This is a genomic window from Phytohabitans sp. LJ34 (assembly GCF_052068095.1).
Lineage (GTDB): Bacteria > Actinomycetota > Actinomycetes > Mycobacteriales > Micromonosporaceae > Phytohabitans.
Map to the genome: position 1 here is coordinate 69835 of NZ_JBQHDG010000031.1, position 24205 is coordinate 94039.

General features: G+C 72.0%; 19 protein-coding genes. 3 read left to right on the forward strand and 16 right to left on the reverse strand.

Features of this window, described 5'->3' with window-relative positions:
• The 12 genes from ACTMTJ_RS40140 to ACTMTJ_RS40195 all read right to left on the reverse strand — a co-directional run bounded on the left by ACTMTJ_RS40140 (position 1) and on the right by ACTMTJ_RS40195 (position 14895).
• The gene (locus tag ACTMTJ_RS40140; protein WP_441223999.1) at positions 1-726 is read right to left on the reverse strand and encodes an alpha/beta fold hydrolase; all 726 of its coding nucleotides are present in this window, start codon (positions 724-726) and stop codon (positions 1-3) included.
• A 483-nt stretch (positions 727-1209) separates the two neighbouring features.
• Positions 1210-2415 (reverse strand): sensor histidine kinase, encoded by a 1206-nt coding sequence (locus ACTMTJ_RS40145; protein WP_441224000.1) that lies wholly within the window; start codon positions 2413-2415, stop codon positions 1210-1212.
• 121 nt (positions 2416-2536) lie between these two features.
• Positions 2537-3202, reverse strand: coding sequence for a response regulator transcription factor (locus ACTMTJ_RS40150; RefSeq protein ID WP_441224001.1), 666 nt, complete (start codon positions 3200-3202; stop codon positions 2537-2539).
• 65 nt (positions 3203-3267) lie between these two features.
• Positions 3268-4596 carry an outer membrane protein assembly factor BamB family protein gene (locus ACTMTJ_RS40155; RefSeq protein ID WP_441224002.1) on the reverse strand — a complete coding sequence of 443 codons (1329 nt, stop codon included), beginning with the start codon at positions 4594-4596 and terminating at the stop codon, positions 3268-3270.
• Positions 4597-4598: 2 nt separating this feature from the next.
• Positions 4599-5858: an outer membrane protein assembly factor BamB family protein gene (locus tag ACTMTJ_RS40160; RefSeq protein ID WP_441224003.1), complete on the reverse strand. Its 1260-nt coding sequence runs from the start codon at positions 5856-5858 to the stop codon at positions 4599-4601.
• Between the two features lie 33 nt (positions 5859-5891).
• Positions 5892-7196 carry an outer membrane protein assembly factor BamB family protein gene (locus ACTMTJ_RS40165; RefSeq protein ID WP_441224004.1) on the reverse strand — a complete coding sequence of 435 codons (1305 nt, stop codon included), beginning with the start codon at positions 7194-7196 and terminating at the stop codon, positions 5892-5894.
• 42 nt (positions 7197-7238) lie between these two features.
• Positions 7239-8672: a hypothetical protein gene (locus ACTMTJ_RS40170; RefSeq protein ID WP_441224005.1), complete on the reverse strand. Its 1434-nt coding sequence runs from the start codon at positions 8670-8672 to the stop codon at positions 7239-7241.
• Between the two features lie 122 nt (positions 8673-8794).
• The gene (gene dxs, locus ACTMTJ_RS40175; RefSeq protein WP_441224006.1) at positions 8795-10732 is read right to left on the reverse strand and encodes a 1-deoxy-D-xylulose-5-phosphate synthase; all 1938 of its coding nucleotides are present in this window, start codon (positions 10730-10732) and stop codon (positions 8795-8797) included.
• A 23-nt stretch (positions 10733-10755) separates the two neighbouring features.
• Positions 10756-11892, reverse strand: a complete 1137-nt coding sequence (locus ACTMTJ_RS40180) for an ABC transporter ATP-binding protein (RefSeq protein WP_441224007.1) — start codon at positions 11890-11892, stop codon at positions 10756-10758.
• A gap of 3 nt (positions 11893-11895) precedes the next feature.
• Positions 11896-12711 carry a carbohydrate ABC transporter permease gene (locus ACTMTJ_RS40185; RefSeq protein WP_441224008.1) on the reverse strand — a complete coding sequence of 272 codons (816 nt, stop codon included), beginning with the start codon at positions 12709-12711 and terminating at the stop codon, positions 11896-11898.
• Complete coding sequence (locus tag ACTMTJ_RS40190; protein ID WP_441224009.1) at positions 12708-13622, reverse strand: carbohydrate ABC transporter permease; 915 nt, start codon at positions 13620-13622, stop codon at positions 12708-12710. Before ACTMTJ_RS40190 ends, ACTMTJ_RS40185 begins: the two co-directional genes overlap by 4 nt.
• Positions 13606-14895 (reverse strand): ABC transporter substrate-binding protein, encoded by a 1290-nt coding sequence (locus tag ACTMTJ_RS40195; RefSeq protein ID WP_441224010.1) that lies wholly within the window; start codon positions 14893-14895, stop codon positions 13606-13608. The genes ACTMTJ_RS40190 and ACTMTJ_RS40195 overlap by 17 nt, the downstream gene beginning before the upstream one ends.
• A gap of 178 nt (positions 14896-15073) precedes the next feature.
• Between ACTMTJ_RS40195 and ACTMTJ_RS40200 the strand changes: the two genes are divergently transcribed.
• Entirely contained in the window at positions 15074-15907 is an 834-nt protein-coding gene (locus ACTMTJ_RS40200; protein ID WP_441224011.1) for an aminoglycoside adenylyltransferase domain-containing protein, read from the forward strand.
• Here the strand turns inward: ACTMTJ_RS40200 and ACTMTJ_RS40205 are convergent.
• Complete coding sequence (locus tag ACTMTJ_RS40205) at positions 15904-16950, reverse strand: class I SAM-dependent methyltransferase (protein ID WP_441224012.1); 1047 nt, start codon at positions 16948-16950, stop codon at positions 15904-15906. The genes ACTMTJ_RS40200 and ACTMTJ_RS40205 overlap by 4 nt on opposite strands.
• Before the next feature lie 118 nt (positions 16951-17068).
• Between ACTMTJ_RS40205 and ACTMTJ_RS40210 the strand changes: the two genes are divergently transcribed.
• The gene (locus tag ACTMTJ_RS40210) at positions 17069-19894 is read left to right on the forward strand and encodes a BTAD domain-containing putative transcriptional regulator (RefSeq protein ID WP_441224013.1); all 2826 of its coding nucleotides are present in this window, start codon (positions 17069-17071) and stop codon (positions 19892-19894) included.
• On the opposite strand, the gene ACTMTJ_RS40215 is transcribed toward ACTMTJ_RS40210, so the two are convergent.
• Positions 19889-20632 (reverse strand): PIG-L deacetylase family protein, encoded by a 744-nt coding sequence (locus tag ACTMTJ_RS40215; RefSeq protein WP_441224014.1) that lies wholly within the window; start codon positions 20630-20632, stop codon positions 19889-19891. The genes ACTMTJ_RS40210 and ACTMTJ_RS40215 overlap by 6 nt on opposite strands.
• A gap of 109 nt (positions 20633-20741) precedes the next feature.
• Between ACTMTJ_RS40215 and ACTMTJ_RS40220 the strand changes: the two genes are divergently transcribed.
• Positions 20742-20969 (forward strand): hypothetical protein, encoded by a 228-nt coding sequence (locus tag ACTMTJ_RS40220; RefSeq protein ID WP_441224015.1) that lies wholly within the window; start codon positions 20742-20744, stop codon positions 20967-20969.
• Positions 20970-20987: 18 nt separating this feature from the next.
• Here ACTMTJ_RS40220 and ACTMTJ_RS40225 read toward each other — a convergent pair whose 3' ends face one another.
• Both ACTMTJ_RS40225 and ACTMTJ_RS40230 read right to left on the reverse strand, forming a co-directional pair.
• On the reverse strand, positions 20988-22166 hold the full coding sequence (locus ACTMTJ_RS40225) for a class I SAM-dependent RNA methyltransferase (RefSeq protein WP_441224016.1): 1179 nt from the start codon (positions 22164-22166) through the stop codon (positions 20988-20990).
• The gene (locus tag ACTMTJ_RS40230; protein ID WP_441224017.1) at positions 22163-24163 is read right to left on the reverse strand and encodes an APC family permease; all 2001 of its coding nucleotides are present in this window, start codon (positions 24161-24163) and stop codon (positions 22163-22165) included. The genes ACTMTJ_RS40225 and ACTMTJ_RS40230 overlap by 4 nt, the downstream gene beginning before the upstream one ends.
• Positions 24164-24205: the final 42 nt, after the last annotated feature.

Sequence of the window (24205 nt, forward strand, 5' to 3'; positions counted from 1 at the left end):
CTACTCGACGACCAGCAGCGGCAGCAGCGCGGCCGGATCTTCGACGTGCGCGTTGTGTCCCAGGCCCGGCAGGTCGGCCGGCGCGGGCACCAGCGCCGCGAGCTGCGCCGCGCTCACCATGTGGTCGTGCTCGCCGCGGGCCAGCGTGACCGGCACCGGTGCACTCTCGACCAGGCCGGCCATGCCAGGCTCGCCGACCCCGAACGCGCGTGGGTCGAACGCCGGCCGCCAGCCCACACCGACCTTGACCACCGCGGCGTCCAGGGCGGGATCGGCCGGGTCGACGAGCCCGTCGAGGCCGGCGACCCGCAGGTGGCGACGCACCGCCTCGTCCCGGGTCTCGAACACCGCCGCCGGCCGCCCGGCCAGCGCCGTGGCCTTCGCCAAGTCCTCGGCGGTCCACGCGACCTTGATCCCCAGGCCGACCACGGCCCGCACCCCAGGCCTTCCGGCCAGGTGCAGCCCGATCACCCCGCCGAACGAGTGGCCAACGACCACGGTGCCGCCCGGATCGACGAGGTCGCCGACCGCCTCCGCCACCGCGGCGAACGAATACTTCGGCAGCGGCGCCGAACCGCCGTGCCCAGGCAGGTCGGGCGCGACCCAGGCGGACGTGCCGAGCAGGCCGGCGAGTCCGGCCCACACGTCGCAGGTGGCGCCGAGACCGTGCAACAACAGAAACGTCGGCGACCCGGTGCCGCCAGCACGCACCCGAAGCTCCGTCATCCCGACCAGCCCGACGCCATGGCCCAATTTCTCACACCGGCGCAGATCGGCGCTCGTCTAGAGACCTTTCGGAGTCGAGGTCACACTGATCGCCAGTCCAGGGGTGCGGTAACACCTTCAAGCAGTTTTGCCCCCGTCCGCGCCAGTTGCGGACCGTATGCTCCCGCGGGCACCGCTCCGGCCGGCGGCTCGCCAGGGCTCGCCGAGATCCCCGACCTCCGCTGCCAGCTCCCCCGGACAAGCCCATCCGCGCGTCCAACATGGCCTGCGTGGGGGTCGGGCTTCACAAGACCGGGGTAGATCTTGGTACGAAGCTGCCCCTATGAGGGCCAATTCGTACCAAGATCTGCTGTGACGAGAAGCCCGCCGGGGATTTCGGCTCGCCCCGCGAGCCGCCGGCCGGGAGCGGTGCCCGCGGGAGCATACGGTCCGCAAGTGACGCGGACGCGGGCAAAACCGCTTAATCCTTCATCGCTTGCGCTATCAATGGGTCGGCACGGCGGCCGTGGCGGCGACGACCGGTGTGGTGTCGGCGGCGGGCAGGGTGACCGTGACCTCCAGGCCGCCGCCGGGCTGGGCCGCGGCCGTCACCGTGCCGCCGTGGGCGTCGCAGACCGCGCGCACGATCGACAGGCCAAGCCCCGAGCCGCGCGCTCCCGTGCGCTCGCGCCCGCCGCGGCGAAACGGCTCGAAGAGCCCTGGCACGTCGGTCTGGTCGACCTCGAAGCCGGTGTTGCCGACCACCAGCCAGGCCGCCGCGGCGTCGGAGCCGGTGCGGGCCCAGACCTTGCCGTGCAGGTGGTTGTACCGGATCGCGTTTTCGATGAGGTTGCCGGCGAGGCGGTCGAGCAGGCTCGGGTCGCCGACCACCGGCGCGGGCTTGAGCGACGTGGTCACGGTCAGTTTGAGGCGGTCGGCCTCACCCCGTACCGCGGAAAGGGCCGTGGTGGCCGCGGTGGCCAGGTCGGTGTTGACCTTGCGGGCCAGCCGCCGGCCGGACTGGGCTTCGCTGCGGGCCAGCACAAGCAGCGCGTCGACGAGGCCGTTGGCGCGCTCGGAGGCGTCCCGCACGACGGTGGCCATGCGGCGGTACTCGGCGACGTCGGCTTCCTCGTCGGCCATCGTCACGTCGATCTCGGTGCGCATCACGGCCAGCGGAGTGCGCAGCTCGTGCGAGGCGTTGGCCACGAAGCGTTTCTGCGTCTCGAACGCCTCACCCAGCCGGTCGAGCATCGCGTCGAACGTCGCGGCCAGCTCGGCCACCTCGTCGTCCGCCCCCGAGTAGCGGATGCGCTGGTCCAGCGTCTCCTCGCCGAGCCGCTGGGCGGTCGAGGTGACCTGGTGCAGCGGGCGGAGGGCGCGGCCGGCCACCGCGTACGCGCCGGCGACGCCGACGATGCTGATCGCGAGCAGCGCGACGAGACCCTTGGCCAGCAGCTCGCGCGAGGCGGCGTCGACCACCTGGTCCTGCCAGTCGCGGGCGTCGAGCCGGGTGCCGTTGGCCAGCTCGACGGTGGTGCCGGCGCGGAGCTGGTCGGCCGGGTGCAGCGCGTCGCCGACCAGCAGCCAGGCGAGCAGCACCAGGATCGCGCCGGCGCCGACCAGCAGCACGCCGTTGAGCAGCGTGAGCCGCAGCCGCAGGGTCGGCCGCAGCCGGTGACGGCCCGGCCGTCCAGAGTAGACCGTCACGGTGCCTCCGGGTTCGCTCGCTCGTGCGGCGCTGAAGGCGACGTCTTCCTCCGCCAGCCCGAAACCCCGACTACGTCGGCGGGCCGGCTCCGTCCAGACGCCGCCGCGCCAACTCGCTCGCTCACGCCGCCTCCGAGACGCGGTAGCCCGCACCCACGACCGTCTCGATCAGGGGTGGGTCGCCGATCTTCTTGCGCAACGTCATCACCGTGACCCGCACGGTCGTCGTGAACGGGTCGGTGTTGGCGTCCCAGACCCGCTCCAGCAGCTCTTCGCTGGACACCACGCCGCCGCGGGCCTTGAGCAGCTCCTCCAGCACGCCGAACTCCTTGCGGGTCAGGTCGAGCGGCGTCCCGGCGCGCGTGGCGACCCGCTTGGCCGGGTCGAGCACCAGATCGCCGACGGACAGCACCGGGGGCGCGGCGGGTGTGGCCCGCCGGCCGAGCGCCTGCACGCGGGCCACCAGCTCGTCGAAGGCGAACGGCTTGGGCAGGTAGTCGTCGGCGCCCAGCTGGAGCCCCTCCACCCGCTCGGCGACCGTGCCGCTGGCGGTCAGCATCAGCACCCGGGTCAGGGCACCGGACGAGACCAGGTCGGCACAGATCTGGTCGCCGTGCACGCCGGGCAGGTCCCGGTCGAGCACCACGACGTCGTATCGCGTGACGAACGCCATCTCGTGGCCGGTGGAGCCGTCGTACGCCAGATCCACCGCCATGCCCTGCCGCCGCAGCCCGCGCGCGATCGCGTCGGCCAGGGCGCGCTCGTCTTCGACCACCAGGACCCGCATGGTGGCCACCTCCCGTTCGTTGTCGCCAGGTCAGCCTCCACCCCGGGGTGTGAAGCCGACGTGAGTCAAGGTAACGGGACAGGGCGCCAGATACCCACCGTGGCGTTCAGACGCCGGCAGATCACCGCGCCGGCGCGCATGTCGCAGTCGCCGGTGACGCCGTGAACCACGCCGAAGAACCGTGCGCCGCCTGTGGCCGGGTCGATGCGCGCCAGCCAGGCCCGCGAGGTGGGCAGGTCGGTGCGCATGGCGATCAGCTCGCCGTCGTCGGAGGGCGGCGCGATCACGATCCACTCGCCCAGCTGCGCCCGCTCCCGCCCGGTGGCCGGGTCGAGCGTGGTGAGCTGGGTGCTGCCGTGGCTGCCGTTGACCTCGCTCACGAGGTAGTCGCCGGCCCGCCTGATGGACGAGCGGGTCGGGTCGGCCCAGAGCATCCGGCCGGTGGCCGGGTCGACCACCCGTACACCACCGAGGTGTGCGATCACGCAAAGTTTGTCGCCGCAGTAGGGGGCCACGTACTCCGACGCCAGGTCGATCGCGGCCCGCCACCGGCGCTCGAGGCGGTCGAGCCCGTACGCGACGGCCATCGGCCCCTCGCGCACCAGCATCATGTCGAGCGCGAACTGTACGTAGCTCGCCGGCGTCGCCGGCGGCCGCGACGGGAGGAGGTCGGCGGCGGCCAGCACCCGGGCGTCCGCGACGTCGCGCACCTCGACCCGGCCCGACGGGAGCAGCGTGACGACGTGGGTCGGCGTCTCGCCCGAGTACCGGTAGGAGAGCCACCCGCCGGCCGGCACCCGGTAGGCCCACCGGACGGCGCCGGTGACCGGATCGACGGCCTCCAGCCTTTCGCTCCCGGTGCTCGCGCTGGGGGTGCCGTCGAGCGAGGTCCAGAGCAGCACCTGGCCGCGCGGCGTCACGCCCTCGAAGAGCGCCCGCCGCCGCCACATGATCTGGCCGGTGGCCTCCCGGATCGACACCGTCTCCACCTGCTCCAGCAGCTCCGGCTGGGTGCTGATCAGCATCTGCCCACCCGCGCTGCCGACCCCGTGCAGCGCGCCGGTGAGCTGAAGCGGCGCCTGCCAGAGCCGGGTGGCGCCCGGCAGCGTGTACGCGGTGATGGTGCGCGGCCCGTACACGGCCGTGCGGTCGGAGGTGACCACGTAGAACTGCTCGCCCACCGCGAACGCCGCGTCGCCCAGCCGGGCCGGGATCGTGGCCTCGGCCAGCGGGACCGGATCGGGCAGCGCCGGGCCCAGCGTGGTGGCGAGCACGGCCAGCCCGGCGAGCGCCCAGGCGAACCGCCACCGCACCGGCGGGCGCACCGGCTCCGGCACGGCGACCTCGCCACCGTGCCGCATCTCGCCGAGCTCGATGACGCCGACGACGGCCACGGTTACAGTCTGCGCTCGGGGTACCAGACTCCGATAGATCCGCCGGAACGGCGGCAGACCACCGCGACCGGGCTGGCCTGGCACTGGAAGACGCCGGCGAGCAGGCCGAGCACCTTCACCTTCGCCGCGGCCGGGTCGAGGCGGGCGACCAGCGTGCGCAGGCCGTTTTCCCGGATGCCGAGCATCCGCCCGTCGTCCGCGGGCAGCGAGGCGTTCCACTGCCCGAGGTCGCCCACGACGTGCCCGTCCACGGGGTCGAGCAGGGCCGCCCGGGGGTTCTTCGTTTCGCTCCGGCCGTAGGCGAACAGGTACGGGCCGACCGGGTAGGCGTACCCCCAACCCGGCGCGGACCAGCGGGTGCGGCCGGTGGCGAGGTCGACGAGGCGGATGCCGCCGTCGTTGCGGACGCCCACGCACACGGCGTCCCCGCACTCGCCGCTGACGTACTCGTTTCGCACGTCGACGTCGGCGCGCCAGCGGCGGTCGAGGCGGTCGAGCCCGTAGGCGGTGAGCCCCGATCCGTCCTCGTCCTCCTCGGGAACCAGCAGTAGGTCGCCCACGACCTGCGGGGCCAGCTCCGGGTCCAGTGGGAGGTGGGCGGTGGCGAGCACGTCGCCGGTCGTGCTGTCGTGCACCTCCGCCGTGCCGGACTTCGTCCAGTGCACGAAACGCTCGCCGTCGATGAGCACCGGATCCTCCGCGGGGTAGATGCGCGACCAGCGCACCGTGCCCGTCGCCAGCTCCACGCTGAAGAGCTGCTGCGTCATGGCGCGCGACTCCAGGAGCAGCCCGTTGCCGGCCGAGGTTTCGTACCACCAACCGGTGCGGCGCCACACCTCCTGACCGGTGTCCGGGCGGATGGCGATGGTCTCGATGTCCGGACCCGCCTGCGTGACGGCGAGCAGCATGCCGTCCACAAGGGAGGCGCCGCGCACCCGGCCCGCGGTGTAGATGGCGGCTTCCCACTCCGGCTCGGTGGCGTCCGGCAGCCGGTACCGGGTGATCGTGCGTAGGCCGGCCCGCACCACCACGTCGCTGGGGCGCATGAGGTAGAGCGCGTCGTCGTCGACCACGTAATGGTCCGCCGCCGTGGCGCGGATGGTCACGGCGACGAGCTCAGGGCGCACCGGTGCCGCCGCGCCGCCCGCGCTGAGCAGCGTCGCGAGCGCGAGCGTGGCTCCCATCGCCCGCCGCTGGGACCGCGACAAGGGCCGCGGCGACAGCTCGACCTCGTCCCGCGGCTCCCCCAGGTCGATCACCATAAGAAAACCGATCCCCGGTACGGCCGGAAAGTTTCAGCGGTACGTCCAGATGCTCAGTTTGTCATCGGGTACGCGGCACACCACGCTCCGCTCACCCGCGACGCAGTCCCACACCCGGTGCGGCACCACGCCGAGCGCCCGCGGCTCGGCGGTGTGCGGCCGGGCGAGCGACAGCCAGCTGCGGTCCTCGCCGACGGTGCGGTGGACGGAGACCAGCCCGTGCTCGGTGCCCGGGTTGAGCACCGTCTCCATGCCACCGAGGTCGAAAAGGGTGCGGCCGGTGGCCGGGTCGACGGCCGCCAACCCGGCCGGCTGCGCGTCGGCCACGAGCACCCCGCCCACGTCGAATACCGCGTCGGCCTCGGTGGTGTGCCACACCAGCACGCCGGTGGCGGGGTCGATCGCCTCCACGCCGACCGCGCCGGGGGTGCAGACCAGCGAGCCGCACGAGCTGAAGCGGCGCACGCCGTCTTCGGTGATCACGCGCTGCCAGCGTGGCTCCAGCGTGTCGGTGGCGAACGCGGCGACACCGCGCGCGCCCTCCGCGTCCTGGTAGCCGAGCAGCAGCGAGTCACCCACCGTCATGGAGAGCGTGGGACCGGTGCCGGGCGGCAGCACCGCCCGGGAGGCCCGCACCGCGCCGGTGCGGATGTCACGCACCTCGGCGCGGCCGCCGCCATCGCCGTTGGTCACGGTCACGGCACGACCACCGGGTACCGGCCGGACCAGCGTGGGCGCGGGATAGGTGACCCGCCACAGGTCCCGCCCGGTGGCCAGGTCGACCGCCCGGACCGTGGGGGCGGCCGCCTCGCCGGGACGCAGGAAGCCGCCGACCACGCCGGTGTGCCCGTCGTCGGCCACCGCCACGCGCGTCGGCAGCGTCCAGAGCACCCGCCCGCTGGTCGCGTCGACCGCGGTCGTGGGCGTGGATATCCCCTCGCCGGCGACGAGGCCGGTGACCAGCACCAGGCCGTCGGCCGACTGCACGTCGACGAACTGCTCGACGCTCGACTGGTACGGCGCGGTCCACAGTGGACGACCGCTGGGCAGCTCGTACGCGGACAGCAGCCACCGCTGCTCGGTCGGCGCGCCGATCCGGTCGCTGGCCACCGACACGTACAGCCGGTCGCCGAACACCACGAAGTCGGTGCGCCGGTCGAGCCCGAAGCTCGTCACGGGCGTCAGGTTTGGCGCCGGGGCCGGCCCGGATCCGGTGACGGCGAGTAGCAGCGCCGCGACGAGCGCGAGCGCGACCGGGCGCCAACTCCCGGGCCGCCGCCCCCAGTCACGCAACCGCGCGGCCGGCGGCTCCCGATCCAGCCCCAGATCGATGACCATGCGGACAAGCGTGCCACGCCGTGCGGACCTCCAGCCCGGCGGCTACGGACGGCCGGCCTGCTGGGGTACGCGGGCGGCGTCGCGCTGCCAGGTCTGCACGTACGTGGCCGCGGAGATGCGCTCCACGTCGTCGAGCTGGAGCACGTCGGCGACGAGGTCGACGAGCTGGTTGCTGTCACCGTCCGCGCCGGCGGGCGCGTGCCGGTCGAGCGCCGCGTGTACCCGGCTGCGCAGCGACCGGTCACGCCGCCCGGCAGCCGCCACCGGCTCCGGCTCCGGGGCGGGCGGAGGCTGCTCTTGCACCGGCACCCGGGCCGTGGTGCGGGATCGGCGGCGAGGCGAGTCACCGTCGGCGGCGCGCGTCGTGGCGCGGCTGGGGCGCTGGAGCTCCTCCCACTCCCGTCGCACCGCCTCGATGACCTGGAACTCCGCGCTCGGCTCGGTCAGCGCCGCCGACGGCACCGCGGCCGGCCGCGCCGTCGCCGTCTCGGCGGCGGTGACGGTGGCGGGCGCCGCTTGTCGGGTCGGCGCGGCGCGGTCGACCTGGTCGGCCGTTTGCGCGGCCTGCTCGGCCGTTTGTGCGGCCTGCTCGGCCGTTTGTGCGGCCTGGTCAGCCGTTTGCGCGGCCTGCTCGGGGTCGAGCCTCGCCGTGGCCAGCTCCGCCAGGCGCGCCGTCACCGGCACCTCACCCGGCGCCAGGCCCGCCAGCCGCGCGGGCGCGAGGTCGGCGGCGATCAGGTCGGTCAGCCCGTCGTAGTCGGCCCGGCGGGCGAGGCGGCCCGCGATCTCGTCGAGGTCGTAGACGGCGAGCGCGATGTCCGCCGTCTTCGGGTCGACCGCCGACCGGATCTTGCGGTGCAACACCTTCGCGATCGCTCGCTGCCGCCGATCCCGCCGGGTCTCCGCACGGGCGGCCGCGATCGACGTGTACAGCCCGAGGCCCGGGTCGGCCTTGGCGAGCGACTTCGCCCGCAGGGTCAGCAGCGGGTGGCGCGCCCAGTGGCCGAAGACCTCGTACGCCGGGGTGGTGGGCGGCAGGTCACCCGTGGCACGCAGCCGGTCACGGCGCTGGTTTTCGGTGTGTGTTAGCCACACCAGGTAGCCCAGCGCGGACATGCCCGCGAAGAAGCCGCCGAGCAGGTGGTCGTCGTGCGCCAGCCAGTTGAACGCGACCGCGCCCACCGCGATCGCCGCCGACAGCAGCCGCGACCCGATCGCCCGCTCCCCTAGCCGGCGACGCACGTCGGCGTTGGCGAGCACGACGATGCCGCCCAGCTCCAGCGCGCCCACGGCCGGGATCGCCGCGGCCAGCGGGATGCCCAGCGCCTCCACGGCGCCGGAGACCTGCCCGGCGAGCGCGACGAGCAGCACGACCACGTAGAAGCACTGCCGCATCACCGAGGCCCGCTTGACGGCCCGCTGGAGGGCCGCGTCAAGGGTCGCCCGCCCGCCGTCGACAGCCCGCTCGTACGCCACCGCGCCTCCCCCTCGCCGTATGCCAGCCAAGGACGTTACCGGCCGTCGATCGGCGCCGGGTTACGGGACACGATCAGGACGTGCCAACCTCCAACCGTCAAGACTCGCGCACGCAGCGCGTTCTACTTGGTGGCGGACCGCCGGCCGAGGACGTTCGGGTCGGGGAAGGACGGGGCGGGGGCTTCGAGGCCGGTGAGCCAGCCGGTGACCTCGCGGGCCACGTCCTGCGCGGTCAGGCCGAGATCGGCCAGGATCTGGGCGCGGCTGCCGTGCGCGTGCCAGGCGACCGGCACGCCAAGGTCGCGGACCGGCACGTCGACCTCGGCGTCGCGGAGTGCCTTGGCCACCGCGTCGCCCACACCGCCGGCGCGTACGCCGTCTTCGACCGTCACCACGAGACGGTGGTCGCGGGCGAGCGACACGATCTCGGCCGGCACCGGGCGTACCCAGCGGGGGTCGACGACCGTCACGCCGTAGCCCTGCTCGGCCACCCGGGTGGCCACCTCGACGCCCAGCTGGCCGAACGCGCCGACGGCGACCAGCAGCACGTCGCGGCCGGGCGAGTCGACGAGCACGTCCACGACGCCCACGCGCCGGACCGCCGGCAGGTCGGCGGCGACCGCGCCGGTCGGGAAGCGGAGGACCGTCGGGCCGTCGTCGACGGCCAGCGCCTCGCGCAGCTCCTCGCGGAGCGTGGCGGCGTCGCGGGGGGCGGCGATGCGCAGGCCGGGCACGACGCCGAGGACCGACATGTCCCAGATGCCGTAGTGGCTCGGTCCGTCGGGCCCGGTGATCCCGGCCCGGTCGAGCACAAACGTCACCGGCAGCTTGTGCATCGCCACGTCGAGTAGCACCTGGTCGAACGCGCGGTTGAGGAACGTCGCGTACACCGCCACGACCGGGTGCAGGCCGCCGAGCGCGAGCCCGGCCGCCGACGTGACGGCGTGCTGCTCGGCGATCCCCACGTCGTACACGCGCGAAGGGTGCTTGGCGGCGAGCGTGGCGATGCCGGTGGGCTCGCCCATCGCGGCGGTGATGCCGACCACGTCGGGGCGCTCGTCGGCGATGGCGACGAGCTCGTCGGCGAAGACGTTGGTCCACTTGACCGAGGGCGCGGCGAGCAGCTTGCCGGTCTCCACGTCGAACGTGCTCGGCGAGTGCAGGCAGTCGGCCTCGTCGTCTTCGGCCGGGCGGTAGCCGTAGCCCTTGCGGGTCACCGCGTGGACGATCACCGGGCCGCCGAAGCCCTTGGCCCGGCGCAGCGCGGCCTCGACCGCGGCGACGTCGTGGCCGTCGATCGGGCCGACGTACTTGATGCCGAGGTCTTCGAACATGGCCTGCGGCGCCACGGCGTCCTTGATGCCCGTTTTGACCGCGTGCAGCACCTCGTACACCGGCCGACCGACGAGCGGGGTGGCGCCGAGCGTGTCCTTGATCGCGTCGAGCACCTTCTCGTAGCCGGGGTTGAGCCGCAGGCTGCTGAGGTGGTCGGCGAGCCCGCCGATCGTCGGCGCGTACGAGCGGCCGTTGTCGTTGACGACGATCACGAGCGGGTTTTTCGCGGCGGCGATGTTGTTGAGCGCCTCCCAGCACATGCCACCGGTAAGCGCGCCGTCGCCGACCACCGCGACCACGCTCCGCGCCTCACCCCGCAGGGCGTAGGCCTTGGCGAGGCCGTCCGCGTACGACAGGGCGGTGGAGGCGTGCGAGTTTTCGATGATGTCGTGCTCGCTCTCCGCCTGGCTGGGGTAGCCGGAGAGCCCGCCGCGCTGCCTGAGCTGGTCGAAGCCGGCCTGGCGCCCGGTGAGCATCTTGTGCACGTACGCCTGGTGGCCGGTGTCGAAGAGGAACCGGTCGAGCGGCGAGTCGAAGACCCGGTGCATCGCGAGCGTGAGCTCCACCACGCCGAGGTTGGGCCCCAGGTGGCCACCGGTGCGGGAGACCTTCGCCACCAGGAAGTCGCGGATCTCGGCGGCGAGGATCGCCAGCTCCTCGGGCGTCATGCGCTTGACGTCCTGGGGGCCACGGACCGTGCCAAGCAGACCTGGTTCAGCGCTCATGCCGGCCGAGTCTATCGGCAGGCTCACAGCGCCGCTCCGCTGTCCGGGTCGAAGAAGTACAGCCTTTCGGGGTTGATTGCCAAGGTCAGGGGCTCGCCAACACTGACTGGCTGGTCAGCCGAGAGGCGTACGGTGAATCTCGCCCGGTCCTCCGGGAGGAGTAACGCGTCGTCCGCCGTCTGGGCGTCCACCGCGGCGCGGGTCGCCTCGGTGTCGACGCGCGGCGCGTCGAGGTCGAAGATCACGAACCGCTCGTCGCCGAGCTCCTCGACGATCTCCGGGCGCACCTGGATGGTCGGCCACCCGTTGCCGTTCGCCGGCGTGAGGCCGGTGGGGCGGACGCCGAGGATCACCGGCCGCTCGCCCAGGTCGCGCTTGAGCGGGATGCGCGCGTCACCGAACGTGACCTCGCCGCCGCCCACGGTGGCCCGCACGAAGTTCATCGACGGCGAGCCGATGAACGCGGCGACGAACAGGTTGACCGGCTTGTGGAAGAGCGTCTGCGGGGTGTCGCACTGCTGGAGCGTCCCGTCGCGGAGCACCGCCACCCGCCGCCCGAGCGTCATCGCCTCGACCTGGTCGTGCGTCACGTACACGGTGGTGGTGTTGAGCCGCTGGTGCAGGAGCGAGAGCTGGGAACGCATGCTGACCCGCAGCTTGGCGTCCAGGTTGGACAGTGGCTCGTCCATGAGGAAGGCCTGCGGTTCGCGCACGATCGCCCGCCCCATGGCGACCCGCTGCCGCTGCCCGCCGGAGAGCGCTCCCGGACGGCGTTCGAGCAGGTGCTCGAGGCCGAGCACGTCGGCGACCTCCTTGACCCGCCGCTCCCGGTCGGCCTTCGCCGTGCGCCGCATGCGCAGGCCGAACGCCATGTTGCGGCGGACGGTCATCCGCGGGTAGAGCGCGTAGCTCTGGAACACCATCGCCACGTCACGCTGCTGCGGAAGATCCTCGGTCACGTCCCGGTCGCCGATGAAGACTTTGCCCTCGGACACCTCCTCCAGGCCGGCGATCATGCGTAGCAGCGTCGACTTGCCGCAACCGGACGGGCCGACGAGCACCATGAACTCGCCCGGCTCGACGGTCAGGTCGACGCCGCGCACCGCCACGACGCCACCCCGGTACTTCTTCGTGACGCCTTCCAACCGGATCCCGACCACTGCTTACCCTTTCAGCGCGCCGGCCATGAGACCGCGCATGAAGAATCGACCCAGCAGGACGTACACGAGCAGCGTCGGCAGGCTGGCCAGCAGCGCGCTGGCCATCGCCTGGTTGAACGGCACGGTCTGCCCACCGGCGATGTTGTTGAGCGCCACCGTGATCGGCCAGAACTCGCGGCTGGTCAGCAGGACGCCGAAGAGGAAGTCGTTCCACGCGGAGGTGAACTGCCAGATGAGCGCCACCGCGAACGCCGGCGGCGCGATCGGCAGCGCCACGAAGAAGAACGTGCGCAGCATCCCCGCACCGTCCACTTTGGCCGCTTCGATGACCTCGTCGGAGAGGCCGGTGAAGTAGCTGCGGAAGATGAGCGTCGTGATCGGCAGGCCGTAGATGACGTGCACGATGATGAGCCCGTCCAGCCCGCCGACGAGGTTGGCGCTCTGCATCGTCCGGTACATCGGGATGAGGATCGCCTGGTACGGGATGAACATGCCGAAGAGGATCAGCGGAAACACGAAGTCGGCACCGGGAAAGCGCCACTTCGAGAGCACGAAACCGTTGGCCGCCCCCAGCATCGCCGAGACGAGGCTCGCCGGGATCGCCAGCAGCAGGCTGTTGACGAAACCCTCTTGGAGGTCGGGCCACACGATCCGGAAGTTTTCCAGGGAGAACGAGCTGGGCAGCTCCCACATCCGCACGACGCTGACCGAGGCGGGATCCTTGAGCGCGGTGACCAGCAGCGCGTACACCGGCATGAGGAAGAAGCAGACCAGCAGGAAGAGGGCCAGGTAGCGGCCCGTGCGCAGCACGCCTCTCATTTCCGCCGCTCCGTCCTGACCGACCACCAGATGTAGGGCACGATGACGAGCGCGATGCCGAAAAGCAACAGGGTGGCGATCGTCGCCCCGCGGGCGAAGAAGCCCGGCTGGAAGGTGGTGAACCACATGTACAGCGCGGGCGTGTCGATCCGCAGGTTGCCCTGGTCGATCGCGTAGAAGAGGTCAAAAGTCTTCATCGAGATGTGCGCGAGAATCACCACCGCGCTCATCAGCACGGGCAGCAGCATCGGCCGCACCACGTGCCAGAAGACCTTCCGTTCGGGCGCGCCGTCGACCCGGGCCGCCTCCTTCAGCTCCTCCGGCACCGCGCGCAGGCCGGCGAGGAAAAGCGCCATCACGTACCCGGAAAGGGCCCAGCCGGCGGGAAGCGCGATGGCCGCGATGGCCCAGGACGACGGCGTCTTGTGCCAGTCGCTGAAGAGGAAACCAAGGCCGATGTTGTCGAAGAGCTTGTTGAGACCGGCGGTCGACTCGCCCGAGCCGTTGTTGAGCAGCCACCGCCAGATGATCGCGGTGGCGATGAACGAAATGGCCATCGGGAAGAGGAAGACGCTGCGGAAGAACGCCTCGAACCGCACGCCCTTCTCCAGCAGCATGGCCATGAGGAAACCCAGCAGCAGCGAACCGCCGATGAACACGACCGTGAAGACGGCGAGGTTGCGCACGTCGATCTGGAAGCGCTCGTTGTCGAACAGCTCGCTGTAGTTGCGCGTGCCCACCCAGTCGTACACCGGCGCCTGCCCGCGCCAGCTCGTGAACGACACCCGGATGTTCCAGCCCAGGAAGCCGTACACGAAGATGCCGAGCAGGATCAGTGACGGGGAGACGAGCAGCAGCCCCGGACCCCAGGCCCGGAGCCGCCGCCTCGCCTTACTACTTGTTCGCCGCATATGCCTTAGCCACGGCGTCGGCGAACTTCGCCACGTTGCTGTCCTGCACGAAGATCTGGAGCGCCGTGTCGATCTCGCCCTTGAAGGCGTTGTTGGCGACCACGCCGTGCGCCAGCGAGCCCACGATCTTCGTGGACGGGTTCTGCCACTCGGCGAGCGCGGCCGCGAGGTAGCCGGTGTACTTGCTCTTGTCGGCGTCCGTGCGCGCCGGGACCGAACCCTTCTGCGGGTTGAACGCGTCCTGGCCCTCGGTCGAGCCGCACTCCACGAGCCACTTCTCCGCCGCGCCCTTGTGCGGCGCGCCGACCGGCAGCGTGAACGAGTCGGAGAGGAAGTTGTAGACGCCCTCGCTGCCCGGGGTGGCGACCACGTCGTAGCCGGTCTTGAACTCCAGCGCCTTCGCACCCTTGAGGTAGCCGTCGGCCCAGTCACCCATCACGTTGTAGGCGGCGGTGCCGTCCACGACCTTGTCGAGCGCCGGCTGCCAGTCGGCCGCCGCCGACTTGAGGTCCGAGAAGCCCAGGATCTTCGTGTACTTGGTGAGCGCCGCGGTCACCTCGGCCGACTTCCAGTCGGTCGAGCCGTTCCAGAGGCCGGTGTACTTGTCGGTGCCCAGCTCACCCAGCAGCACGTTTTCCAGCAGGTGCTCCTGTGTCCAGCCGGGACCGATGGAGAGCGCGGTGATGTTCTTCGACTTGAGCGTCGCCGCCTGGGTAAGGAACTCGTCCCACGTCTTCGGCGCCGCGGCGATGCCCGCCTTCTGGAGCGTGGCGGGGTTGAACCAGAGCAGGTTCGAGCGGTGGATGTTCACCGGCACCGAGTAGATCTTGCCGTCCACTGTGATCGCGTCGATGAGTCCCTTGGGGAACTTCTCCTTCCACCCCTGCTGGTCGTACAGGTAGGTGATGTCCTCGACGTAGCCGGCCTGGATGTCGCTGGCCAGCTCCAGACCGGCGTGCACCTGGTACGAGTCCGGCGGGTTCTTGGCCTGGAGGCGGGTGGCGAGCACGGTTTTCGCGTTGGTGCCGGCGCCGCCGGCCACGGCCGCGTTGTTGAACTTGATGCCCGAGTTCTTCTTCGTGAAGTCGGCGATCATCGCGTCCAGGCCTTCTTTCTCGCCCGGACCCGCCCACCACGAAAAGACCTCGACCTCGCTGTCACTGCTGCCGCTCGAGCCGCCACCGTCGTCGTTGGCGCTGCTGGAGCACGCGGGCAGCGCGAACAAGGCTGCGGCTAGACCCAGGGCGACGATGCCCCGGCGGCTGTATCGCATACCACCCTCCCAAAGGTCGCGTGTGCCGTCGAACGATCGCGCCTCTGAGACAAGGTTGTCAACGCCCGGGGACGATTCCGTGATCGAGCCGCAACGATGCCGCCCGACCGGGCAGAGAGCGCTCTTTTCCGACACCGGTGCCCGCCTTTTGGCCGCCCGGCTCTGGTTTGCTTGCTCCATGCCGGACGCCCGTTCAGACCTCAACCCGAGCCCGACCCAGTTCGCCGAGCTCAACGAACTGCTCGGCGAGCTGACCCGACGGGCCGCGGACATCCTCGGCGACAACTTCGTCGGCGCCTACCTGCAAGGCTCGTTCGCCGTCGGCGACGCCGACATCCACAGCGACTGCGACTTCCTGATCCCGGTCCGTGGCCCCATCACCCCGGACCAGGAGGCCGGGCTCCGCGCGCTGCACGACGAGATCCCCACCCGGCCGGGGCATTGGACGAAGGAACTCGAAGGCTCGTACCCACTATGGGACGAGCTGCGCACGCTCGACGGTCTGGGCCGGCCCTGGCTCTACATCGACCACGGCTGGCGGAAAATGCAATGGTCCACCCACTGCAACACCGAGATCGTCCGATGGTCGCTGCGCGAATGCGGCATCGTTATCACCGGGCCTGACCCCACGGAGCTCGTCGATCCGGTGCCGGCGGAGATCCTGCGCGCACGGGTGCGCGAGCAGGCCCGGACCTTCGTCCCCGATCTGCTGTCCTGGATCACCTTCGACATCGCCTGGGCTCAGCGATACGCCGTCACGACCCTGTGCCGGATCCTGCACACCTACGACGAGGGCCGGGTGACGTCCAAGAGGGCGGCCCTCGTCTGGGCGCGGGACCACGTCGACCCGCGGTGGTCCGACCTCGTCCAGCAGGCCCTCGACGACCGCCAGCTGGGCTGGGACCCTGACGAGGCGCCCCGACCGGGCAGCGTGGCACAGACCCTCGCGTTCGTCGAGTACACCCAACGGCGGACCGGCGGCGGTCGGACGACCGCCGCCGGCACCCCTTAAAGGCGGATCTCGTAAACCAGGTTGAACGCCGTCCGCGCCACCACCCGACACCGGCTGAAGCCCGCGTCGGTGACCAGCTCGCGGATCGCGGCCTCGCCGGCCTGGGCACCGAGCGCGTAGCCACCGGGCTGGGAGAGCCCGTTGGGCAGGCAGAGGAACGTGGAGGCGCTGTAGTACAGCCGGCCCACCGGGTTGAAGTTGTCCTCGACCTTCTCGGCGGCGTTCGGCTCGACGAGCAGCCACGTGCCGTCGGGGGCGAGCGCCTGCCGCACCCGCTGGGCGGCACCGAGCGGATCGCCCATGTCATGCAGGCAGTCGAACATCGTCACCAGGTCGTAGCCGTCACCGCTGAAGGTCTGCGCGGTGGCCACTTCGAAGCGAACCCGGTCGGCGACCCCCGCGTCGGCGGCGTTTTTGCGGGCCAGCTCGATCGACTCGGCGTGGTAGTCCGAGCCGGCGATGGTGGTGCGCGGGTAAGCCTGCGCGAGCAGCACCGATGAGGAGCCGAGGCCGCAGCCGAGGTCGGCCACCCGGCCACCGCCGATCAGCTTCGCCTCGACGCCGTCCAGCGCGGGAATCCAGTTGGGCACCAGCTCGGCCACATACCCGGGCCGGAAGAACGCGTCGCACCCGGCGAAGACGTCTTCGTGGTGCTCGTGCCAGCCGACACCCGCACCGGTGCGGAACGCCTCGGTGATGCGCGGCTCGGCCCGCAGCATGCCCAGGGCGATGAGGAACGCCGCCGACACGTTGGGCCCGTTCGGGTCGGCCAGGCAGAACGCCTGCTCCTCGGTGAGGGAGAACTCGCCGGTCGCCGGGTCGTAGGTGATGTACCCGCCGGCCGCCTGGCCGCGCAGCCACTCGGTGAGGTAGCGCGGATGGCAGCCGGTGCGCTCGGCGAACACCTGCGGCGTGGCCGGGCCACGCGCGAGCGCGCGGTAGAGGCCGAGCCGGTTGCCGACCACCACCGAGCCGGCGGCCTCGGTCGCGGCCAGGTCGGTCACGAACCGCCCGAGAAACTCGGTCACCCTGGTGTGATCCATTACACTTTCCCTTCACATGCTGGCCGGCGGGATTGCCGGCCGCGACAAACATCCGTCTGCGGCCTTCCACGGCGTTCGCACGGGCTTTCATCGCGCTGTCAGGGCGGGAGTGGTGTCGATGGGGGTCGAGGAGGCGCCACCGGTCCGGGTCGAGCTGCTCGGGCCGCTGCGCCTGCTCGTCGGCGGTCGCGCCGTCGACGTGCGTGGCCAGAAGCGGCGGGCGACGCTGGCGTTGTTGGCGATGGCCGAGGGCCGGATGGTCCCGGTCGATCGCCTCGTCGACGCACTGTGGCCGGACGCGCCGGAATCAGGCCGGCAGGCGTTGCACAGCCACGTGTTCCGGCTACGCGGAGACCTCGGCACGGCGTCAACGAGACTGCTGACCCAGCAGTACGGGTACCGGCTGGACCTCGGCGTCGAAGACCTCGATGTGACTCAGGCACGGGCGCTGCTGGCCACGGCACGTGGCCTCGTCGACCGCGAGCCCGCCGGCGCCTACGCCCTGCTACGGAGGGCACACGCCCTCTGGCGTGGCCCGGTTCTCGCGGACCTCACCGACGTCTCGCCGATCGCCGCCGCGGTGGCGGGCTACGCCCAACTGCTTCGCGACGTGACCGATGGGGTGCTGGCCAGTGCGATCGCCGCGGGACAAGCGGCGGAGGTCATGGATCTCGCCGTGGCGTCGCTGGCCGCCGACCCGCTCCGCGAGCCGGCGGTCCTGTTGCTGATGCGTGCGCTGGCCGCCACCGGCCAGGCCGCGGAGGCCCTGCGTACCGGGCGGGAGTACCGCGACCGGCTGGCCGACGAGGTCGGCCTTGATCCGTCACCGGCGCTGGACGAGCTGGTCCGCGACATCGCCACCGGGCACGCACCACCGCGGCCGGCGGCCGGCCGGGCGGCGACCCGGCTGATCGGCCGTGAGCCACAGGTGGCCGCGCTGCACCGGTTGCTCGCGGCCGAGCGGCTGGTGACCGTTGTCGGGCCGGGCGGCGTCGGTAAGACGCGGGTGGCCGTGGAGGTCGCGCGGCAGGGCCGGGCGGCGACGGTGCTGCGGCTCGCGCCGGTCACCGACCCGGCCGCGATCCCGCACGCGCTCGCCACGGCGCTGGACCTCAAGGTCGTCCAGGGCGACGTGCTGTCCGCATGCCTCGCCGTGCTGAACGACGGCCCGGGTCTTCTGGTGGTCGACAACTGTGAGCATCTGCTCGACGCCGCGCGCGACTCCGTCGCCACGATCCTGGACTCCTGCCCCGAGCTTTCCGTGCTGGCCACCAGCCGCGAACCGCTCGGCCTCGCCGCCGAGTACGCCTTCCGGCTGGTGCCGCTGCCGCTGCCCGGATCCGAGCGGGATCCATCACAGGTCCCGTCCGTCGCGGTCTTCCTCGACCGGGCCGGCCGCGTCCGGCCCGGGCCGCCGTCGACGCCGGCCGACCTGCGGTTGGTCGCCGACATCGTCCGCCGCCTGGACGGGATGCCGCTGGCCATCGAGCTGGCGGCCGGGCGGCTGTCCACATTTTCCCTCGCCGACCTGCACAAGCGACTCGATCGCTCGCTCGACCTGCTCGGCGGCCGGCCCAGCGGCGAGGCCCGGCACCGGACGCTGCGGACTACTGTCGAGTGGTCCTACCAGCTGCTGTCCGACGACGAGCAGCGCCTGTTCCGGCATCTGTCGATCTTCGTCGACGGCGTCGACCTCGCGGCGGCCGAGCGGCTCGCCACCGAGCTGGGCCTGCGGAGTGATCCGGGGAGCGTACTGGCCCGGCTGGTGGACGCCTCGATGCTGGAAGCCGACTTCGAGGCCGGCACCCGGTACCGCATGCTGGAGACGTTGCGCGCCTTCGGGCTCGACCGGCTGGCGGCGGCCGGGGAGGAGGAAGCCGCGGCCGGCTGTCTGCTCCGGTGGGCTGTCGATCTGACCAGGTGGATCGGCGACACCCTCATGACCGAACGGGAGCCGGAGGCCGACGCGGTCCTGCGCCGCGAGCTGCCCAACCTGCGCGCCGCGTGGCGGCTGGCCCGCGGCCACGGCGACCTCGACGTCGCCGCCGCCATGGTGATCGGGCTGTTCGACGCGGTCACCTACCGGGACCTGATCGAAATCCGGGGCTGGGCCGGGGAGCTGGCCGACGACCCGGCGCTCACCGGCCAGCCTCGCGCGACCGCGGTACTTGGCGTAGCCGCCGAAGCCGCCTACCAGAGCGGCGACTATCCGCGGGCCGACCGGCTCGCCCGCGACGGGCTGGCCCGTGCGGCCGGGGTTGGCGACGCCGGGTCGTGGTACTGCCTGATGGCGCTCTCGGTGGCTGACCTGGCCCGCGGCGCCCACGACGACACGGTGGAGCACTCCCTCGCCGCGGCCGCGCTCGCGTCCCGGCCCCGGGAAAACCTCGGCGTCGCGGCCCTGGCGAAGCTCTACTCGGGCCATCCGGACGAGGCGCGGACACTGAACGAACGCGGGCTCGCCGGGGCGGTCGCACCGACGATGCTGTCCTGGGGCGCGTACGTCGCAGGGGAGATCGACAGCGCCACCGGCCACAGCGCGCCGGCCGAGCGGCACTACCTGCGCGCCATCGATCTCGCTCGCACCTCGGGCGCGACATTTCTCGTCGGCGTGGCGACCGTGGGTCTGCTCGCGGTACGCGCCAACGCCGGCCGGGTGCACGACGCCCTGCGCGGCTACCGCGAGGTCGTCGACTACTTCGCCCGCACCGGCAACTGGAGCCACCTCTGGACGACGCTGCGCAATCTGGCCGATCTGCTGCGCGGGCTCGGCGACGACGCACCGGCCGCGCTGCTCGACGCCGCCGCCGACCAGGCGCCCGACTCCCCGGCGGTGGACGGCTCGCGCCGGCGGCCGAACACGTCCGGCACGCCGGCGACCGGCCGGGCCGCGGTACTCGACGTGGCCCGCCGGGCCATCGAGCGCAACCTTCCCCGGTCATGACCCGGCGATCGGGCCCGCCCACTCGACGAACGTCTCCTGGCCGACCCACGCGGTGTACCGGTCGATGCCCATCGCCTCGATGACCGCCGCCGTCTGGGTCTCCTGTGCCGCCAGCGCGCTCACCTTGCGGGTCGCGATCACCGGATCCAGGACCAGGTCGAGCGCGAGCCCGGCGTCGGAAACCGTCACCGGGTAGCCGGCGACGAACACCCCCAGGCTCTCGTTGAACTCGTGCCACCGCGATGCCCACCGCTCGGCGACCGCGCTGTGCAACAGCCGGGCGCCGGGTGGGGCGGCGCGCGCGAACGCGGTGGTGGTCCAGGCCGACACCGCCTGGTGGTCCGGGTGGCCGGTCTGGCCGTCGGGGCCGAACGTCAGCACCGTATCCGGCCTGACCTCGTCGATCAGCTCGCACAGCCGGGCCACCGGTTCGGACACCGGAACAGCCGCGCACTCGCCGTCGCGGTATCCGAGCCAGTGGTGCTCCGTAACGCCGAGGACGTCCAGGCAGCGGGCCAGCTCGGTGGTCCGCTGGGCGGCCAACCGATCCGGGGGCCAGCGCTCCGGATCGGACGTGCCCAGTTCGCCGCGCGTCGCCGTCACGCAGACCACCCGGGACCCGACGTCCCGGGCCATCGCCATCAGCCCGCCGGACAGGTAGGCCTCGTCGTCGGGATGGGCCCACACCCCCAGGATCGTCCCCAGCTCGCCAACTCCTGTTTCACCGTCCGTCCACATGAGTCACATGATGGCGGACCGGGTTGGTTACTGTCGCGAGCAGGACAGTATCCCCCATACGAGGTACGAATCGGACAGACGACCCCAAGTCCCGAGTACGCTCAGTGACATGTCCGCCGCTCCCCCGGCACATCGTGTGCGCCGGCCCGACGGTTCCGCCGCCGGTCAGACGATCGCGATGCTCGTCATCTTGCTGCTGTCATTGCCCTTGCTCCCGCTCGTGCTCGTGGTCGTCGCGGTCGTGCGTGTCCGCGATCGGCTCACCACCACGCGGGCCGCGCGCCAGCCGGCGACCCTCACGCAGCCCGCCACGGCCATCCAGCCGCCCGTCCTCTAAGCCGCACGACTCGCCCGCTCACCCTCGGAGCGAAGGCACCAGAAGCCCCACGCACTCGACGTGGTGTGTCATCGGAAACATGTCGAACGCCCGCAGCGCCGCGAGCCGCCAGCCCCCATCGCGAAATGTGCGTACGTCCCGGGCGAACGCGGCCGGGTCGCACGCCACGTAGGCGACCGCGCGCGGGCCGGCGGCCATGACCGCCCGGGTCACGGCCGCGCCGGCGCCCGTGCGCGGTGGGTCGAGCACGACGAGGTCGACCGGGCCGGTCAACCGCCGACGGAGTGCTGCCTCCACTGTGGACTGCACCACGCGCAGGCCGGTCACGTCGGTGAGGTTGGTGCGGGCGGCGGCTACCGCGGGCTGCGCCGACTCGACTAGCGTGATCGGGGCGTCCGGGCCGAGCTTGGTGGCGAGCGCGGCGGCGAAGAGGCCGGCGCCGCCGTAGAGGTCCCAGGCCGACTCGCCGGGGCGCGGCTCCAGCATTTCGAGCACCGCTCCGGCAAGCGTGTCCGCGGCGGCGGGATGCACCTGCCAGAAGGCGTCCGCCGGCAGTGTCCACTCACGACCCACCGCCCGCTCGGCGGTCGGGCCGTCGAAAACGCCGTCTGGACCCACCATCGCGGGACTCGCCGCCGGCGCCACGGTGTCCACTGTGGACGCGGACGGCCAGGCCTCGGCCGTCACCGGCAGCTCCTGGATGGCGGCGTGGGCGATCCGGCAGCGGTCGATCGGCACCACCTCGTGCGAGCGGTGCTTGAGCAGACCCGCCCGCCCGGCGGCGTCCACCGTGTACCGCACGCGCGTGCGCCACCCGAGCGGCCCGCCGGGCAGCGGCTCCACGCGTACCGGGAAGTCTGGCAGGCCGCCGAGCCGGGCCAGCTGCTCGCGCACGACGGCGGCCTTCCACTCCAGCTGCGCCGGCGGGTCGACGTGCTGGAGGTCGCAGCCACCGCACAGATCCGGGCGCGCGTACGGGCAGGGGGGCTCCACCCGGTCCGGCGAGGATTCCAGCACCGAGACCGCGTCCGCGCGCAGGTATCCGGGATGCTCCTCGGTGATCTCGGCGACCACCCGCTCGCCGGGCAGCGCGTGCCGCACGAAGACCACCCGCCCCGGCGGCTCACCGATGCGGGCGACGCAGTGCCCGCCGTGGGCCACCGCACCCACCGTCACCTCGACGCGTTCCGAGATCATTGCGGCGGGGTCCGGTCGCGGGGGCCACGCGCGGGGCCGCGGGCCAGGTCGCGGTCGAGGCGGTCGAGGTCCTTGGCGGCGCTGGAGGCGAGCTGCCACGGCACGCTCGTCACCATCACACCCGGCTCGAAGAGCAGCCGCCCCTTGATCCGCAGCGCGCTCTGGTTGTGCAGGATGTGCTCCCACCACTTGCCGACCACGTACTCGGGGATGAAGACGGTGACCACGTCGCGGGGTGAGCTGCGGCGGACCGACTTGACGAAGTCGAGGATCGGCCGGGTGATCTCGCGGTAGGGCGAGTCGACGACGGTGAGCGGCACCGGGATCTCCCGCCGCTCCCACTCCTCCTGGATCCGCCGCGTGTCCTTGTCGTCGACGTTGACGGTGACCGCGGTGAGCGTGTCGGGGCGGGTCGCCTGGGCGTACGCGAGCGCCCGCAGCGTCGGCAGGTGCACCTTGCTGACCAGCACGACCGCGTGGTTGCGGGCGGGGAGCACCTGGCGGTCCTCGTCCGGCGTGAGCTCGCGCGAGACGGTGTCGTAGTGCCTGCGGATGGCCAGCATGGTGACGTAGATGACCGCCATCGCGGCGATCGCGATCCACGCGCCGAGCAGAAACTTGGTGATCAGCACGATCACCAGCACGGTGCCGGTCATCGCCGCGCCGAACGCGTTGATCGCCCGCGAGCGGATCATGCGGCGGCGCTGCTCGGGGTCGCGGGTGCGGGGCAGCAGGCGGTTCCAGTGGCGGATCATGCCGACCTGCGACAGGGTGAACGACACGAAGACACCCACGATGTACAGCTGGATCAGCCGCGTGACCTCGGCCTGGAAGGCCACGATAAGCACGATCGCGAAGAGCGCCAGCAGCACGATGCCGTTGGAGAAGGCCAGCCGGTCGCCGCGGGTGTGCAGCTGGCGGGGCAGGTAGCGGTCCTGGGCGAGGATCGAGCCGAGCACCGGAAAGCCGTTGAACGCGGTGTTCGCGGCCAGGAAGAGGATGAGCGCGGTCGCGGCGGCCACCACGTAGAGGAGCACGCCGCCCCCGAAGATCGCCTCGCCGAGCTGGGTGGTGACGGTCTTCTGCTCGTACCCGGCCGGGCCCTGCACGATCTGGAGCCCCGGATCCTCGACGAACTGGAGGTGGGTGAGGCGAGACATCCACACGATGCCGACGAGCATCGTGACCGCGACGGTGCCGAGCAGCAGCAGCGTGGTCGCGGCGTTGCGGCTCTTGGGCGGCTTGAAGGCGGGCACGCCGTTGGAGATCGCCTCCACGCCGGTGAGCGCCGCGCAGCCGGACGAAAACGTGCGTAAGAGCAGAAACACCATCGCGAACCCGGTCAGGTGGTCGTCCTCGGCCGCGATCAGCAGGTCGGCGCTGGGCGCGCGGAGGTCGTCGCCGAGTACGAAGATGCGCACGATCCCGGTCAGCAACATCCCGATGATCACGATCATGAAGCCGTACGTCGGGATCGCGAACGCCGTGCCCGACTCGCGCAGGCCGCGCAGGTTCATCGCGGTGAGCAGCGCCACCGCGGTCACCGCCACGCCCACCTTGTGCTCCGCCACCCACGGGATGACCGAGCCGAGGTTGGCCACGCCCGACGAGGTCGACACCGCCACGGTCAGCACGTAGTCGACCATCAGCGCGCTGGCCACGCCCACGCCCGCCTTCGGACCCAGGTTGACGGTCGCCACCTCGTAGTCGCCGCCGCCCGACGGGTACGCGTGCACGTTCTGCCGGTAGCTGGCCACCACCGTCAGCATCACCACGACGACGGCGAGCGCCACCCACGGCGAGTAGAAGTAGGCACTCGCGCCGGCGATCGAGAGCGTCAGCAGGATCTCGTCCGGCGCGTACGCCACGCTGGAGAGCGCGTCCGAGGCGAACACCGGCAGCGCGATGCGCTTCGGCAGCAGCGTGTGCTGGAGGCGGTCGGACCGGAACGGCCGCCCGACCAGGAGGCGCTTCAGCAGTGAGGTGGGACTGGCCACAAGCGCCGATCGTACGGTGGCGGGGTGGCCGGCGGCCCGCCG